This window comes from Rhizobium sp. 007 (assembly GCF_015353075.1).
Taxonomy (GTDB): Bacteria; Pseudomonadota; Alphaproteobacteria; order Rhizobiales; family Rhizobiaceae; genus Rhizobium.
The window spans coordinates 226018-243442 of record NZ_CP064189.1; the positions used below are offsets into that span (position 1 = coordinate 226018).

A 17425-nucleotide genomic window follows, 5' to 3' on the forward strand; every position below is an offset into this window, starting at 1 on the left:
GTCCTGCAGCGGCGACAGGCCATAAATGTCCTGGATATTGCCGACGCCACCGGGAACCGTCGCCACGATCCGATCGATCTCCGGCTGGGTCAATTCGGCGAGCGGCAGCATCTGCGGCGTAATCGCCGTACTCTGCTTGGTGATCAGGTTGGCAGGCACCGCCACCTCGTGATGGCTGCCAAGGCTGGCGGCAAGATCGGCCAGCACCGGCCTGGCGAACAGGGTGCGCACCTCCACCCCGAGCGACAGCCGCCGCAGCCGCTCCATCAGCTGCACCGCCAGCAAGGAATGTCCGCCGAGCTCGAAGAAGTTGTCGTGGCGGCCGACCCGCTCGACCCCGAGAAGCTCCGCCCAGATCTCTGCCAGCGCCGTCTCGATCTCGCCGCGCGGCGCCTCATAGGTGCGGTGCGCATAGGCGTCGTCCTCCGGCGAAGGCAGCCCCTTGCGGTCGAGCTTGCCGTTCGGCGTCAAGGGCAGTGCTTCGATCCGCACGAACGCCGACGGCACCATGTAGTCCGGCAGCCGCCCGCTCAGATGCGCCCGCAAGGCGCCGGCCAGCCCGCCTCCATCGTCGTCGTCCGATCCTGCCTCGGGTCCACACACGACATAGGCGACAAGCTGCTTGTCGCCGGCACGGTCCTGGCGCGCCACCACCACCGCCTCGCGCACCCAGGCGTGCTCGCCAAGCCGTGCGGCGATCTCGCCCGGCTCGATGCGGAAGCCGCGGATCTTCACCTGGTCGTCGTTGCGGCCGAGGAACTCCAGATTGCCGTCCGGCAGATAGCGCCCCAGATCGCCGGTCCGGTACAGCCGGGCCCCTGCCTCATCGCTGAACGGATCGGCCAGGAAACGCTCCGCCGTCAGCTCGGGGCGGTTGAGGTAGCCACGCGCTACACCGGCACCCCCGATATACAACTCCCCGACCGCTCCATACGGAACCGGCGCACCATGACCGTCCAGCAGATACACCCGCGTGTTGGCAATCGGACGGCCAATCGTCTCAACGACAGCCTCTCCCCTCGGCATGCAAATCCAGGTCGAGTACGTCGTCGTCTCGGATGGAGCGTACAGATTACAGATCTTCTCTACGCCACTGCTCTCGAAGACCCTCTCGATCAGATCTGCCTTCAGCCGCTCACCCCCAAATTGATGACGCTTGTCGAAGCCGGCACGGCTTGCTTGTCGACCAGAGCGGCGATCGCCGAGGGGACCGTGTTGATCAAGGAGACATCCAAGGGCGTCTGCGCCAGCGCCAGTGCATCCTCGACAAGATAAAGCGTGCTTCCTTGCGACAGCGGAACGAAGCACTCATAGACGGACAAATCAAAACTGATCGAGGTAGAAAACAGCGTGCGGCTGATCTCTGACTCCGCAAACACGCCGCTGCTCCAATGCAGCAGGTTGACGGTGCTGGCATGCTCGACCATGACGCCCTTTGGGGTTCCGGTGGAGCCTGAGGTGTAGATGACATAGGCGAGATGGCGCGGGCTCAGGCCAAGGGCGCTCGGGTCTGGGTCCGAGGCCGGCAGTTCGGCCCAGGCCGGGGTCGCCGTCTCCAGATCGATCACCGTCAGATCGGCCGTCGCCTCCGGGCCGAGTGCTGCGCGTCCGGCGGCATCGCAAAGCAACAGCCGCGGCGCGGCATCCTCGAGCACCTGCCGCAGCCGCGCCGACGGATAGGCCGGATCCAGCGGCAGATAGGCGCCGCCCGCCTTGAGGATCGCCAAAAGACCCACCACCATCGCCGGGCTGCGTTCCAGGCAGATCGCCACCGGCTGATCCGGCCTGACACCCAGCCCGATCAGGTGATGGGCCAGCCGGTTGGCCCGCGCGTTGAGCTCGCCATAGCTCAGGCGCTCGTCCTCATGGACCACCGCCACCGCCTCCGGCGCTTTTTGCACCTGCTGCTCGAACAGCTCGTGGATGCACCGCTCCGACGGATAGGCCGCCGCCGTCCGGTTCAGATCCTCCAACAGATAAGACCGCTCGTCGGATGACAGAACTTCCAGTTCCCGCACCGGCATGTCCGGCGTCCGCTCCAGCGCATCGGCCAGATGCTCGAGCACCTGCTGCATATAACCGCAGACCCGATCCGCAGAGATCGGCTCGGCCGCCTCCGCCGTCAGACCGAACGACTGGCCGTAATCCTCCACCGACAGGGTCAGCGGATAGTTGGTGCGCTCCTCGCCGCCCAGCCATTCCGCGCCGGACAGAACATCAGCCACCGCAGCGGCAGCACCCGACACGGCCGCCGGCGCATTGTGGCGGTAGTTCAGCAGCGCGCTGAACAGCGGCGCCGGTGCGGCAACCCCGCTGCAGCGCTGTGCCAGCGCCAGCGAGGCATGCTCGTGCGCCAGAAGCTCAGCCAGCCGCGCATGTGTGGCCCGAACGCTCGCCTCGACCCCCGTCCCGTCCAGATCCAGACGCAATGGCAGGGTGTTCATGAACAGGCCCATCGCCCGGTCGGCGCCGGCACCCGCATGCATGCGGCCGAACAGCACCGTGCCGAACACCACCTGCTCACGGCCGCTTGCACGCGCCACCACCTGCCCCCAGGCCAGATGGCAAAGGCTCGCAAGGCTCACCCCGAGCCGTCGTGCCTGGCTGCGCAGCCGGTCGTGCAGCGCCTGCGGCAACATCCGCCGCGCCTCGTGAGACCCGATGCCATCACCATAGACCTCGCTCAGCCCAAACGGCGTCGTCGGCGCGTCGATATCCGACAACTGCGATCGGAAGAACTGCTCATGCGCCTCCACACCGACCCCCAGTCGGGCCTGTGCGATCAGATTGCGGAACGGCTGCGGCGTGCCCAGCTCATGCCCTCGGCCCCCCAGCACCGCCTCGACCTCGGAATGCAGCACCTCCGACGTCGTGTGATCCCCGATCAGATGATGCTGCAGCTCCAGCAGCAGCCAACGGTCACTATCTGGTTCGACGGCGATCACGAACCGCATCAATGGCGCCCGGCCGAGATCAATACGATGCTGACGTGGATCGAAACGGCGCTTCAACTGCTCATGGCCAGGACCCCCATCTGCATCCAGCTCAACCTCGACCACATCCAGCGGTGCAGTGCGCCAGACCACCTGCGCCGGGTTGGACAGCCCTTCCCAGACAAAGGCGGTGCGCAGAATGTCGTGCCGGGCCACGACTTGCTGAACCGCGCCAAGATAGCGCTCAAGCAGGCCACGGTCGGCGAACGCCATCTGCGAGACCAGCAGATAGGGATCGCCCCGGGTTGCCAGCAGATGGTGGAACAGAATGCCGTCCTGCAGCGGCGACAGGCCATAAATGTCCTGGATATTGCCGACGCCACCGGGAACCGTCGCCACGATCCGATCGATCTCCGGCTGGGTCAATTCGGCGAGCGGCAGCATCTGCGGCGTAATCGCCGTACTCTGCTTGGTGATCAGGTTGGCAGGCACCGCCACCTCGTGATGGCTGCCAAGGCTGGCGGCAAGATCGGCCAGCACCGGCCTGGCGAACAGGGTGCGCACCTCCACCCCGAGCGACAGCCGCCGCAGCCGCTCCATCAGCTGCACCGCCAGCAAGGAATGTCCGCCGAGTTCGAAGAAGTGGTCGTGGCGGCCGATCCGCTCGACACCGAGCAGTTCCGCCCAGATCTCTGCCAGCGCCGTCTCGATCTCGCCGCGCGGCGCCTCATAGGTGCGGTGCGCATAGGCGTCGTCCTCCGGCGAAGGCAGCCCCTTGCGGTCGAGCTTGCCGTTCGGCGTCAAGGGCAGTGCTTCGATCCGCACGAACGCCGACGGCACCATGTAGTCCGGCAGCCGCCCGCTCAGATGCGCCCGCAAGGCGCCGGCAAGCCCGCCTCCATCGTCGTCGTCCGATCCTGCCTCGGGTCCACACACGACATAGGCGACAAGGTGCTTGTCGCCGGCACGGTCCTGGCGCGCCACCACCACCGCCTCGCGCACCCAGGCATGCTCGCCAAGCCGTGCGGCGATCTCGCCCGGCTCGATGCGGAAGCCGCGGATCTTCACCTGCTCGTCGTTACGGCCGAGGAACTCCAGATTGCCGTCCGGCAGATAGCGCCCCAGGTCGCCGGTCCGGTACAGCCGGGCCCCTGCCTCATCGCTGAACGGATCGGCCAGGAAACGCTCCGCCGTCAGCTCGGGGCGGTTGAGGTAGCCACGCGCTACACCGGCACCCCCGATATACAACTCCCCGACCGCTCCATACGGAACGGGCGCACCATGACCGTCAAGAAGATACACCCGCGTATTGGCAATCGGACGGCCGATCGGGACGTTCATCGATCCGGAAAGCTCCTCCGGAATGTCGTAGAAGGCGCAGCCCACCACGGTCTCGGTCGGGCCATACTCATTGACCATTCGCACCTGCGGCTGGATCCCGCGCCACATTGCCACCGTCGAACTCGACAGCGCCTCGCCGCCGATGACGAACAGGCCAACCTGGCTGGTGTCCGAAGCCGACAATAGCTGTTGCCCAAGCACATCCAGATGGCTCGGGGTGATATTGACGAGCCCGCGCGGAGAGACGATCTCTGCCTTTAATCCGTCAACCTCATCTCCCTCCTTGGTAAGCAGGGCATGGCCCCCATGAAGCAGAGGGGCAAACAGGCTGTTCACCGTGGCGTCGAAGGCCAGTGAAGAGGAAACCACGGACGACGATCTCGGCGTGTAGGTATCGCAGGCCCAGGAGAGATAATTGACCATCCCCCGATGCTCGATCATGACGCCTTTTGGTGTTCCGGTTGAACCGGATGTGTAGATGACATAGGCGAGATGGCGTGCGGTCAGGCCGAGCGCCTGCGGGTCGGGGTCGGAAGATGGCGCATCCGCCCAGGCGGGTATTGCCGCAGCCACGTCGACCACACTCACGGCCGCCAGCGCCTCGGCGCCGAGTGCGGCGCGACCGGCGGCATCGCAAAGCAACAGCCGCGGCGCGGCATCCTCGAGCACCTGCCGCAGCCGCGCCGACGGATAGGCCGGGTCCAGCGGAACATAGGCGCCGCCCGCCTTGAGGATCGCCAGCAGTCCCACCACCATCGCCGGGCTGCGCTCCAGGCAGATCGCCACCGGCTGATCCGGCCTGACACCCAGCCCGATCAGGTGATGGGCCAGCCGGTTGGCACGGGCATTCAGTTCCCCATAGCTCAGCGTCTCGTCCTCATGAACCACCGCCACGGCATCCGGCGCACGCTGCACCTGCGCCTCGAACAGTTCGTGGACGCAAACGTCCGACGGATAATCGGCCGCAGTCCGGTTCAACTCCTCCAACAGATAAGACCGCTCGTCGGATGACAGAACTTCCAGTTCCCGCACCGGCATGTCCGGCGTCCGCTCCAGCGCATCGGCCAGATGCTCGAGCACCTGCTGCATATAACCGCAGACCCGATCCGCAGAGATCGGCTCGGCCGCCTCCGCCGTCAGGCCGAGCGACTGGCCGTAATCCTCCACCGACAGGGTCAGCGGATAGTTGGTGCGCTCCTCGCCGCCCAGCCATTCCGCGCCGGACAGAACATCAGCCACCGCAGCGGCAGCACCCGACACGGCCGCCGGCGCATTGTGGCGGTAGTTCAGCAGCGCGCTGAACAGCGGCGCCGGTGCGGCAACCCCGCTGCAGCGCTGTGCCAGCGCCAGCGAGGCATGCTCGTGCGCCAGAAGCTCAGCCAGCCGCGCATGTGTGGCCCGAACGCTCGCCTCGACCCCCGTCCCGTCCAGATCCAGACGCAATGGCAGGGTGTTCATGAACAGGCCCATCGCCCGGTCGGCGCCGGCACCCGCATGCATGCGGCCGAACAGCACCGTGCCGAACACCACCTGCTCACGGCCGCTTGCACGCGCCACCACCTGCCCCCAGGCCAGATGGCAAAGGCTCGCAAGGCTCACCCCGAGCCGTCGTGCCTGGCTGCGCAGCCGGTCGTGCAGCGCCTGCGGCAACATCCGCCGCGCCTCGTGAGACCCGATGCCATCACCATAGACCTCGCTCAGCCCAAACGGCGTCGTCGGCGCGTCGATATCCGACAACTGCGATCGGAAGAACTGCTCATGCGCCTCCACACCGACCCCCAGTCGGGCCTGTGCGATCAGATTGCGGAACGGCTGCGGCGTGCCCAGCTCATGCCCTCGGCCCCCCAGCACCGCCTCGACCTCGGAATGCAGCACCTCCGACGTCGTGTGATCCCCGATCAGATGATGCTGCAGCTCCAGCAGCAGCCAACGGTCACTATCTGGTTCGACGGCGATCACGAACCGCATCAATGGCGCCCGGCCGAGATCAATACGATGCTGACGTGGATCGAAACGGCGCTTCAACTGCTCATGGCCAGGACCCCCATCTGCATCCAGCTCAACCTCGACCACATCCAGCGGTGCAGTGCGCCAGACCACCTGCGCCGGGTTGGACAGCCCTTCCCAGACAAAGGCGGTGCGCAGAATGTCGTGCCGGGCCACGACTTGCTGAACCGCGCCAAGATAGCGCTCAAGCAGGCCACGGTCGGCGAACGCCATCTGCGAGACCAGCAGATAGGGATCGCCCCGGGTTGCCAGCAGATGGTGGAACAGAATGCCGTCCTGCAGCGGCGACAGGCCATAAATGTCCTGGATATTGCCGACGCCACCGGGAACCGTCGCCACGATCCGATCGATCTCCGGCTGGGTCAATTCGGCGAGCGGCAGCATCTGCGGCGTAATCGCCGTACTCTGCTTGGTGATCAGGTTGGCAGGCACCGCCACCTCGTGATGGCTGCCAAGGCTGGCGGCAAGATCGGCCAGCACCGGCCTGGCGAACAGGGTGCGCACCTCCACCCCGAGCGACAGCCGCCGCAGCCGCTCCATCAGCTGCACCGCCAGCAAGGAATGTCCGCCGAGTTCGAAGAAGTGGTCGTGGCGGCCGATCCGCTCGACACCGAGCAGCTCCGCCCAGATGCCGGCCAGCGCCGTCTCGATCTCGCCGCGCGGCGCCTCATAGGTGCGGTGCGCATAGGCGTCGTCCTCCGGCGAAGGCAGCCCCTTGCGGTCGAGCTTGCCGTTCGGCGTCAAGGGCAGTGCTTCGATCCGCACGAACGCCGACGGCACCATGTAGTCCGGCAGCCGCCCGCTCAGATGCGCCCGCAAGGCGCCGGCAAGCCCGCCTCCATCGTCGTCGTCCGATCCGGCCTCGGGTCCACACACGACATAGGCGACAAGGTGCTTGTCGCCGGCACGGTCCTGGCGCGCCACCACCACCGCCTCGCGCACCCAGGCGTGCTCGCCAAGCCGTGCGGCGATCTCGCCCGGCTCGATGCGGAAGCCGCGGATCTTCACCTGCTCGTCGTTGCGGCCGAGGAACTCCAGATTGCCGTCCGGCAGATAGCGCCCCAGATCGCCGGTCCGGTACAGCCGGGCCCCTGCCTCATCGCTGAACGGATCGGCCAGGAAACGCTCCGCCGTCAGCTCGGGGCGGTTGAGGTAGCCACGCGCTACACCGGCACCCCCGATATACAACTCCCCGACCGCTCCATACGGAACCGGCGCACCATGGCCGTCAAGAAGATACACCCGCGTATTGGCAATCGGACGGCCGATCGGGACGTTCATCGATCCGGAAAGCTCCTCCGGAATGTCGTAGAAGGCGCAGCCCACCACGGTCTCGGTCGGGCCATACTCATTGACCATTCGCACCTGCGGCTGGATCCCGCGCCACATTGCCACCGTCGAACTCGACAGCGCCTCGCCGCCGATGACGAACAGGCCAACCTGGCTGGTGTCCGAAGCCGACAATAGCTGTTGCCCAAGCACATCCAGATGGCTCGGGGTGATATTGACGAGCCCGCGCGGAGAGACGATCTCTGCCTTTAATCCGTCAACCTCATCTCCCTCCTTGGTAAGCAGGGCATGGCCCCCATGAAGCAGAGGGGCAAACAGGCTGTTCACCGTGGCGTCGAAGGCCAGTGAAGAGGAAACCACGGACGACGATCTCGGCGTGTAGGTATCGCAGGCCCAGGAGAGATAATTGACCATCCCCCGATGCTCGATCATGACGCCTTTTGGTGTTCCGGTGGAGCCTGAGGTGTAGATGACATAGGCGAGATGGCGCGGGCTCAGGCCAAGGGCGCTCGGGTCTGGGTCCGAGGCCGGCAGTTCGGCCCAGGCCGGGGGCGCCGTCTCCAGATCGATCACCGTCAGATCGGCCGTCGCCTCCGGGCCGAGTGCTGCGCGGCCGGCCGCATCGCAAAGCAGCAGGTGCGGTGCGGCATCCTCGAGCACCTGCCGCAGCCGCGCCGACGGATAGGCGGGATCCAGCGGAACATAGGCGCCGCCCGCCTTGAGGATCGCCAAAAGACCCACCACCATCGCCGGGCTGCGCTCCAGGCAGATCGCCACCGGCTGATCCGGCCTGACACCCAGCCCGATCAGGTGATGGGCCAGCCGGTTGGCACGGGCATTCAGTTCCCCATAGCTCAGCGTCTCGTCCTCATGAACCACCGCCACGGCATCCGGCGCACGCTGCACCTGCGCCTCGAACAGTTCGTGGACGCAAACGTCCGACGGATAATCGGCCGCAGTCCGGTTCAACTCCTCCAACAGATAAGACCGCTCGTCGGATGACAGAACTTCCAGTTCCCGCACCGGCATGTCCGGCGTCCGCTCCAGCGCCTCGGCCAGATGCTCGAGCACCTGCTGCATGTAGCCGCAGACCCGATCCGCAGAGATCGGCTCGGCCGCCTCCGCCGTCAGACCGAACGACTGGCCGTAATCCTCCACCGACAGGGTCAGCGGATAGTTGGTGCGCTCCTCGCCGCCCAGCCATTCCGCGCCGGACAGAACATCAGCCACCGCAGCGGCAGCACCCGACACGGCCGCCGGCGCATTGTGGCGGTAGTTCAGCAGCGCGCTGAACAGCGGCGCCGGTGCGGCAACCCCGCTGCAGCGCTGTGCCAGCGCCAGCGAGGCATGCTCGTGCGCCAGAAGCTCAGCCAGCCGCGCATGTGTGGCCCGAACGCTCGCCTCGACCCCCGTCCCGTCCAGATCCAGACGCAATGGCAGGGTGTTCATGAACAGGCCCATCGCCCGGTCGGCGCCGGCACCCGCATGCATGCGGCCGAACAGCACCGTGCCGAACACCACCTGCTCACGGCCGCTTGCACGCGCCACCACCTGCCCCAGGCCAGATGGCAAAGGCTCGCAAGGCTCACCCCGAGCCGTCGTGCCTGGCTGCGCAGCCGGTCGTGCAGCGCCTGCGGCAACATCCGCCGCGCCTCGTGAGACCCGATGCCATCACCATAGACCTCGCTCAGCCCAAACGGCGTCGTCGGCGCGTCGATATCCGACAACTGCGATCGGAAGAACTGCTCATGCGCCTCCACACCGACCCCCAGTCGGGCCTGTGCGATCAGATTGCGGAACGGCTGCGGCGTGCCCAGCTCATGCCCTCGGCCCCCCAGCACCGCCTCGACCTCGGAATGCAGCACCTCCGACGTCGTGTGATCCCCGATCAGATGATGCTGCAGCTCCAGCAGCAGCCAACGGTCACTATCTGGTTCGACGGCGATCACGAACCGCATCAATGGCGCCCGGCCGAGATCAATACGATGCTGACGTGGATCGAAACGGCGCTTCAACTGCTCATGGCCAGGACCCCCATCTGCATCCAGCTCAACCTCGACCACATCCAGCGGTGCAGTGCGCCAGACCACCTGCGCCGGGTTGGACAGCCCTTCCCAGACAAAGGCGGTGCGCAGAATGTCGTGCCGGGCCACGACTTGCTGAACCGCGCCAAGATAGCGCTCAAGCAGGCCACGGTCGGCGAACGCCATCTGCGAGACCAGCAGATAGGGATCGCCCCGGGTTGCCAGCAGATGGTGGAACAGAATGCCGTCCTGCAGCGGCGACAGGCCATAAATGTCCTGGATATTGCCGACGCCACCGGGAACCGTCGCCACGATCCGATCGATCTCCGGCTGGGTCAATTCGGCGAGCGGCAGCATCTGCGGCGTAATCGCCGTACTCTGCTTGGTGATCAGGTTGGCAGGCACCGCCACCTCGTGATGGCTGCCAAGGCTGGCGGCAAGATCGGCCAGCACCGGCCTGGCGAACAGGGTGCGCACCTCCACCCCGAGCGACAGCCGCCGCAGCCGCTCCATCAGCTGCACCGCCAGCAAGGAATGTCCGCCGAGTTCGAAGAAGTGGTCGTGGCGGCCGATCCGCTCGACACCGAGCAGTTCCGCCCAGATCTCTGCCAGCGCCGTCTCGATCTCGCCGCGCGCGCCTCATAGGTGCGGTGCGCATAGGCGTCGTCCTCCGGCGAAGGCAGCCCCTTGCGGTCGAGCTTGCCGTTCGGCGTCAAGGGCAGTGCTTCGATCCGCACGAACGCCGACGGCACCATGTAGTCCGGCAGCCGCCCGCTCAGATGCGCCCGCAAGGCGCCGGCAAGCCCGCCTCCATCGTCGTCGTCCGATCCTGCCTCGGGTCCACACACGACATAGGCGACAAGGTGCTTGTCGCCGGCACGGTCCTGGCGCGCCACCACCACCGCCTCGCGCACCCAGGCATGCTCGCCAAGCCGTGCGGCGATCTCGCCCGGCTCGATGCGGAAGCCGCGGATCTTCACCTGCTCGTCGTTACGGCCGAGGAACTCCAGATTGCCGTCCGGCAGATAGCGCCCCAGGTCGCCGGTCCGGTACAGCCGGGCCCCTGCCTCATCGCTGAACGGATCGGCCAGGAAACGCTCCGCCGTCAGCTCGGGGCGGTTGAGGTAGCCACGCGCTACACCGGCACCCCCGATATACAACTCCCCGACCGCTCCATACGGAACGGGCGCACCATGACCGTCAAGAAGATACACCCGCGTATTGGCAATCGGACGGCCGATCGGGACGTTCATCGATCCGGAAAGCTCCTCCGGAATGTCGTAGAAGGCGCAGCCCACCACGGTCTCGGTCGGGCCATACTCATTGACCATTCGCACCTGCGGCTGGATCCCGCGCCACATTGCCACCGTCGAACTCGACAGCGCCTCGCCGCCGATGACGAACAGGCCAACCTGGCTGGTGTCCGAAGCCGACAATAGCTGTTGCCCAAGCACATCCAGATGGCTCGGGGTGATATTGACGAGCCCGCGCGGAGAGACGATCTCTGCCTTTAATCCGTCAACCTCATCTCCCTCCTTGGTAAGCAGGGCATGGCCCCCATGAAGCAGAGGGGCAAACAGGCTGTTCACCGTGGCGTCGAAGGCCAGTGAAGAGGAAACCACGGACGACGATCTCGGCGTGTAGGTATCGCAGGCCCAGGAGAGATAATTGACCATCCCCCGATGCTCGATCATGACGCCTTTTGGTGTTCCGGTTGAACCGGATGTGTAGATGACATAGGCGAGATGGCGTGCGGTCAGGCCGAGCGCCTGCGGGTCGGGGTCGGAAGATGGCGCATCCGCCCAGGCGGGTATTGCCGCAGCCACGTCGACCACACTCACGGCCGCAAGCGCCTCGGCGCCGAGTGCGGCGCGACCGGCGGCATCGCAAAGCAACAGCCGCGGCGCGGCATCCTCGAGCACCTGCCGCAGCCGCGCCGACGGATAGGCCGGGTCCAGCGGAACATAGGCGCCGCCCGCCTTGAGGATCGCCAGCAGTCCCACCACCATCGACGGACTGCGCTCAAGGCAGATGGCCACACGGTCGTCCGGCTTGACACCGAGCCCGATCAGGTGATGGGCCAGCCGGTTGGCACGGGCATTCAGTTCCCCATAGCTCAGCGTCTCGTCCTCATGAACCACCGCCACGGCATCCGGCGCACGCTGCACCTGCGCCTCGAACAGTTCGTGGACGCAACCGTCCGACGGATAATCGGCCGCCGTCCGGTTCAGATCCTCCAGCAGATAGCTGCGTTCGGCGGCCGGCAGGATATCGATGCGGCCGACCGGCTGCCCGGCATCAGCAACCATCGCTCGCAGCAACGCCAGCAGATAACCACGCTGCCGCTCGATCGTCGCCTGATCGAACAGCGCCGTGGCATAACCAAACGTTCCGGCTATGACCTCATCGCACTCGCCAAGGCTCAGCTCCAGATCGAACTTGACCTGATCGAGCCCGTCCCCGGCCGCCTCCACGCTCAGCCCGGCAAGGTCGAACGACCCGACGGCGTTGTTCTGCCAGGCCAACATCACCTGGAACAGCGGCGTGTGATCGAGATGCCGGGGCGGCTTGACGATCTCCACCACCTGCTCGAACGGCAGGTCCTGATGCTCCTGCGCAGCCAGGGCCGTGCGCCGCGTCCGTTCCAGAAGCTCCGACACGCTCGGCTCGCCCGACAGGTCGACCCGAAGCGCCAGGGTGTTGACGAAGAAGCCGATCAACTCTTCGATCTCGCGCCGGCCGCGATTGGCGCTCGGCACGCCGATCACAAGGTCGTCCTGCCCCGACAGGCGCGACAGCACCGCAGCCCAGGCCGCCAGCACCGTCATGAACAACGTCGTGCCATGCTGCCGGCTCAGCCGCTTCAGCCCCCGCGTCAGGTCCGCATCGATGACAACAGGCACACTGGCCCCGGCAAACGACTGCTGGGCCGGCCGCGCACGGTCCGTCGGCAAGGCAAGTCGGGCCGGAGCGCCGGACAGGGCGTCGCGCCAATACTGCGCCTGGCTCTGCAGCCGTTCCCCCGACAGCCATTGGCGTTGCCAGGCGGCATAATCCGGATACTGGATCGCCAGCGGCGGCAAAGGATCGTCCTCTCCAGCCGCAAACGCCCGGTAAAGCTGACTGAGTTCACGCATCAGCACGCCCATCGACCAGCCGTCCGAGACGATATGATGCTGGGTCAGCAAAAGACGTGCTCCGCATCCGACATCCGGATCAGACGCCCGCGGATCAGCGGCCCGCGCGCAAGATCGAATGGCGTGCGCGCCTCTTCATGGCACAGATCCAGAAGCGCCGCCTCTGCATCCGGCCGGCCCGCAGATCGTGCTCGAGCACCGGCAACCCCGCATCCGGCGGCAGAACCTCAACCCGGGGCTTGCCCTCCGGTGCGACAAAGACACTGCGCAGCGCCTCGTGACGGGCAAACAAATGGTCAAGGCTGCGCTGCCAGGCGGTGCGGTCGAGCCCACCACGCAGCCGCAAGGCCAGCGGAATGTGATAGTTGTGTGCTGCCCTCGTCCAGCTGCGCCAAAAACCATAGCCGCTGCTGCGCAAACGACAGCACAAGCGGCTCATGACGCGACACGGCCGCAATCGCCGGCAGCTCTTGCGGACCGGCGCGGCTCAACGCCTCGACGATGCTTGCCGCCAGATCGGAAAGCACCGGCCTGGCAAACAGCCTCGTCAGCGGCAGCGCGACGCCAACAGCCTGCGACAGCCGGCTCGAGAGCTGCACCGCCAGCAAGGAGTGGCCGCCGAGCTCGAAGAAGTGGTCGTGGCGTCCGACCCGCTCAGCCCCAGAAGCTCGCCCAGATCCGGCCAGCGCCGTCTCGATCTCGCCTTGCGGCGCCTCATAGCTGCGGCGCGCATAGGCGTCGTCGGCCGGCGCCGGCAGCCCCTTGCGGTCGAGCTTGCCGTTCGCCGTCAAGGGCAGCGCTTCGAGCCGCACGAACGCCGACGGCACCATGTAGTCCGGCAGCCGCCCGCCCAGATGCGCCCGCAAGGCGACGGCCAGCCCGCTTCCATCCTCGTCGTCCGATCCGGCCTCGGGTCCACACACGACATAGGCGACAAGGTGCTTGTCGCCGGCGCGGTCCTGGCGCGCCACCACCGCCGCCTCGCGCACCCGGGCGTGCTCGCAAAGCCGCGCGGCGATCTCGCCCGGCTCGATGCGGAAGCCGCGGATCTTCACCTGGTCGTCGTTGCGGCCGAGGAACTCCAGATTGCCGTCCGGCAGATAGCGCGCCAGATCGCCGGTCCGGTACAGCCGGGCGCCTGCCTCATCGCTGAACGGATCTGCCAGGAACCGCTCCGCCGTCAGCTCGGCACGGTTGAGGTAGCCACGCGCCACCCCCGCCCCGCCGATGTAAAGCTCACCCACCGCCCCGAACGGCACGGGCGCACCATGACCGTCCAGCAGATACACCCGCGTGTTGGCAATCGGACGGCCGATCGGGACAACTGACCCATCAAAATCATCGGGACAACTCCAAACCGTCGCGCAGACTGTTGCTTCGGTCGGGCCATAAGCGTTGACGATAGATGCCGGGGCCAGACTTCGGACGAGTTCTGCTTTCGGCAGTTCGCCAGCAAGAATGAGAACTTGCGATGCCAAACATCCCAGATCCCTGCTTGCCTGAAGCAAGGCTGGAGGTAACGTCGCATGGGTGATGGATTCGCTTCGCAGGTAATCCGATAGCTTGTTACTCGCGTGGCGGATCTCATCCGCAGGCAAGTGCAATGCGGCGCCAGAGCCAAACGCCATGACAAGCTCCCAAGCACTTGCATCAAAACCGAAGGAGGCGAACTGCACGACACGGCTGTTTGAACAGACGCCAAAAAGCCCGATCTGAGCCAACCCCAGATTGACCAGGCTCCGATGCTCGACCATGACGCCCTTTGGGGTTCCGGTTGATCCGGAGGTGTAGATGACATAGGCGAGATGGCGCGCGGTCAGGCCAAGGGCGCTCGGGTCCGGGTTCGAGGCCAGCAGTTCGGCCCAGGCCGGGGTCGCCGTCTCCAGATCGACCACCGTCAGATCGGCGAGCGCTTCGGGGCCAAGTGCGGCGCGTCCGGCGGCATCGCAAAGCAGCAGGTGCGGTGCGGCATCCTCGAGCACCTGCCGCAGCCGCGCCGACGGATAGGCGGGATCCAGCGGCAGATAGGCGCCGCCCGCCTTGAGGATCGCCAAAAGACCCACCACCATCGCCGGGCTGCGCTCCAGGCAGATCGCCACCGGCTGATCCGGCCTCACCCCGAGCCCGATCAGGTGATGGGCCAGCCGGTTGGCCCGCGCATTGAGCTCGCCATAGCTCAGCTCGTCGTCCTCATGGACGAGGGCGACGGCTTCGGGTGCGCGCCGGACCTGTTGCTCGAACAGCTCATGGATGCACCGCTCCGACGGATAATCCGCCGCCGTCCGGTTCAGATCCTCCAGCAGATAGGTGCGTTCGGCGGCCGGCAGGATGTCGAGCTCGCGCACCGGCTGCACGGCATCGGCCGTCACACCATATAACAAAGTTTGCAAATACTGCGTCATACGGTCGATCTGCTCCGGTGCTAATCGACTTGCATCAAAATGCCATCGAAAGCTCCCATCCTGAGTGCAAACCTCAAACGTCAGCAAATCGCCGCATGGGGCTGACCCAGCACTTTGGCTTGTCGTCAGATCGCCAGCGACAGAACCGCTGTCTGTCGTGATTGTGATGCCAATCGGCCAGGGCTGGTGCGACCGTAGCGCCTCCACACCTCGCAATGTCGGGCAGCGCGCGATAAGATCCCGGGCAAAGCTAGCGTGCTCGCTCAGCTGAGCGCATTCGGCCGCCACCGCTTTGCGCACTTCTTCGAAATCATGTGCAAGGTCGATGGTAACTTCCATCGGCACGACAGAGGCGATAAGCACCTCCACCGCTTTCAAACCGGCTTGCGATCGATCCGATGCAGGCGTCCATCCCAGTTGAAGCTCTGTTTCTCCGGTGATGCGGGCGAGATAGATCAGCCAAGCCGTTACCAAGTATTCCGTGCGATCATTTGGCGACAGCTTAGCCAAAGCACTTGCCATGAACCACGAACTCGACTGCCGTTTGGGCGGCGTCTCAGCCACGCACGACGACAGGAAAGGAAACTGCAATATTCTAAGCTGCTCTAGCCGCTGTCGCCAAAAATCCTCTGAAGGCGCCAGCAATTCATGGGCCGCAGTTATGCTCCGCGCCTCATCGTCGCTCAAAATTGGAAGGCGACCACCTTCATCCAGATTGGAATGCCTGGCGAGGGCTCGCGCGTCCACCGCCTGACCATCGGAGCTGCCAAAGCAAACATCGACATCCTGTGTACCCGTCGCCACCCGCCAGTGGCTGGAGTGGATTTCAAGCAGAGAACCTGCCGGGAGGCCCGAGCGTTGAGGCAGCACCTCCAAGCGTCTGACTGTGACCACCTCATCGCCTACGAGAGCCTTCGGCAGACCCAATGGATTGGGATGATATGGGCCCAAGTTCAAGGCACGCGTCATCGCTGACAGATCTTGCGCGGGCCGATCCCATCGCAGACAGCCTGCCGCATCCGGGCGTCGACGTCTCGGAAAGTAGCTTCTGCTCACCAGCGCCTGCGGATAGGCAGTGAGCTCTCCCTTCGCCAAGCCAGTTAAAAGCTCGCGGAAGCCCTCGATCGCGGCTTCATAACATTTAAGGTTCAGGGTCAACGCCGTATCGGCGGGCGCAATCAGCACTTGGCGCTGAACCACGACGTCACCCGTATCAACACCATCATCGATCCGATGCCACGTGATGGCATATTCGGTCTCCTGCGCCAGCAGCGCCCAGGACGTCGCGTGCGTTCCCGCATATCGTGGCAATGGACCGTCGTGGTAATTGAAAGCACCTTGACGCACTCGCCCAAACACGTCCGGTGGCAATATGAACGGATTGGCAACCGAGAAAATCCAATCTACCGGTTCGGCCTCCAAAAAAGACGAGAGCTCTTCAACGCTCCCTACACACGGGATGTTGGCGCGAGTCGCCCACTCTGCGAATATGGCGTCGCCACACAGGGCCGCACCAATGACGTGGCCCATCGCCATTGCCAGCTGAGCGCAGCTGATAGCAAGCGTACCACTGCCAACAACGATGCTGGAGGAGATTGACCGTGCTGCAGGGTTCATGTCCTGATCGCCTTGTTCGCGGCCACAGCCGCGCGCCGGAGAAGACCGATATGTAGCAGTCCACCCACCAAGCTGGGCAGTTCCCGCCCAAGCCGCCGCGCCACGTAGCGGCCCAAACCGGTCACACTGGTTCGGATCTGCTCGGGGCTAACAGCGCTGAACGCCAATCGAATCCGGTAGTCTTGAGAGTTATCCAACGCGAAGAAGCTCATGGGCATAACGATGACATTGTCACGCCTTGCACACTCGTCCACGCTCTCCGCCCCAAATCTGAAAGGAAGATCAAGAGTTAAAAAGAAGCCGCCAGAAGTCATTTTCAGTCCTTCTATTTAGTGACGCAGTCAATTTAGTGATCACCAAATGCTTTGGCGACAAGCTAATGAGATGAGTAGCTTTTGAGATTCTTTGAACGGTCCGTTTAGACTACCGAGTACCTTCTGACGGACTCGTCACGCTGGGAGACATCACCTGCCCATCATCGCTTGTGAAATGCGGCAGATCATAGCGCAGGGCACTTGCCCGCAGCGAGCCCAACCGCGGCATTCGGCCACGCAGGGCCACTGAATGCCGAATTGGTCGGTCCAGCGCTATCCTTTGTTGGCCATCGAAATCAGCAGGCACCCGAAAGCGGAGAGTAACGGCGCTTCCCAAAGTGCTTAGCAAGCCCCCGCCCT

The 17425-nt window shown here is 65.1% G+C and carries 1 protein-coding gene and 1 pseudogene; both read right to left on the reverse strand.

Annotation, left to right across the window (positions count from 1 at the left end; all coding sequences use genetic code 11):
- Positions 1-30: 30 nt before the first annotated feature.
- Positions 31-15848 (reverse strand): annotated as a pseudogene (locus ISN39_RS37730) (amino acid adenylation domain-containing protein); the annotation flags it as partial.
- An 899-nt stretch (positions 15849-16747) separates the two neighbouring features.
- On the reverse strand, positions 16748-17065 hold the full coding sequence (locus tag ISN39_RS32650; RefSeq protein WP_145611386.1) for a hypothetical protein: 318 nt from the start codon (positions 17063-17065) through the stop codon (positions 16748-16750).
- Between the last annotated feature and the right edge of the window lie 360 nt (positions 17066-17425).

Excerpts from the sequence above, each read along its gene's own strand:
- ISN39_RS32650 (WP_145611386.1), bottom strand. The coding sequence starts at position 17,065 with ATGACTTCTGGCGGCTTCTTTTTAACTCTTGATCTTCCTTTCAGATTT.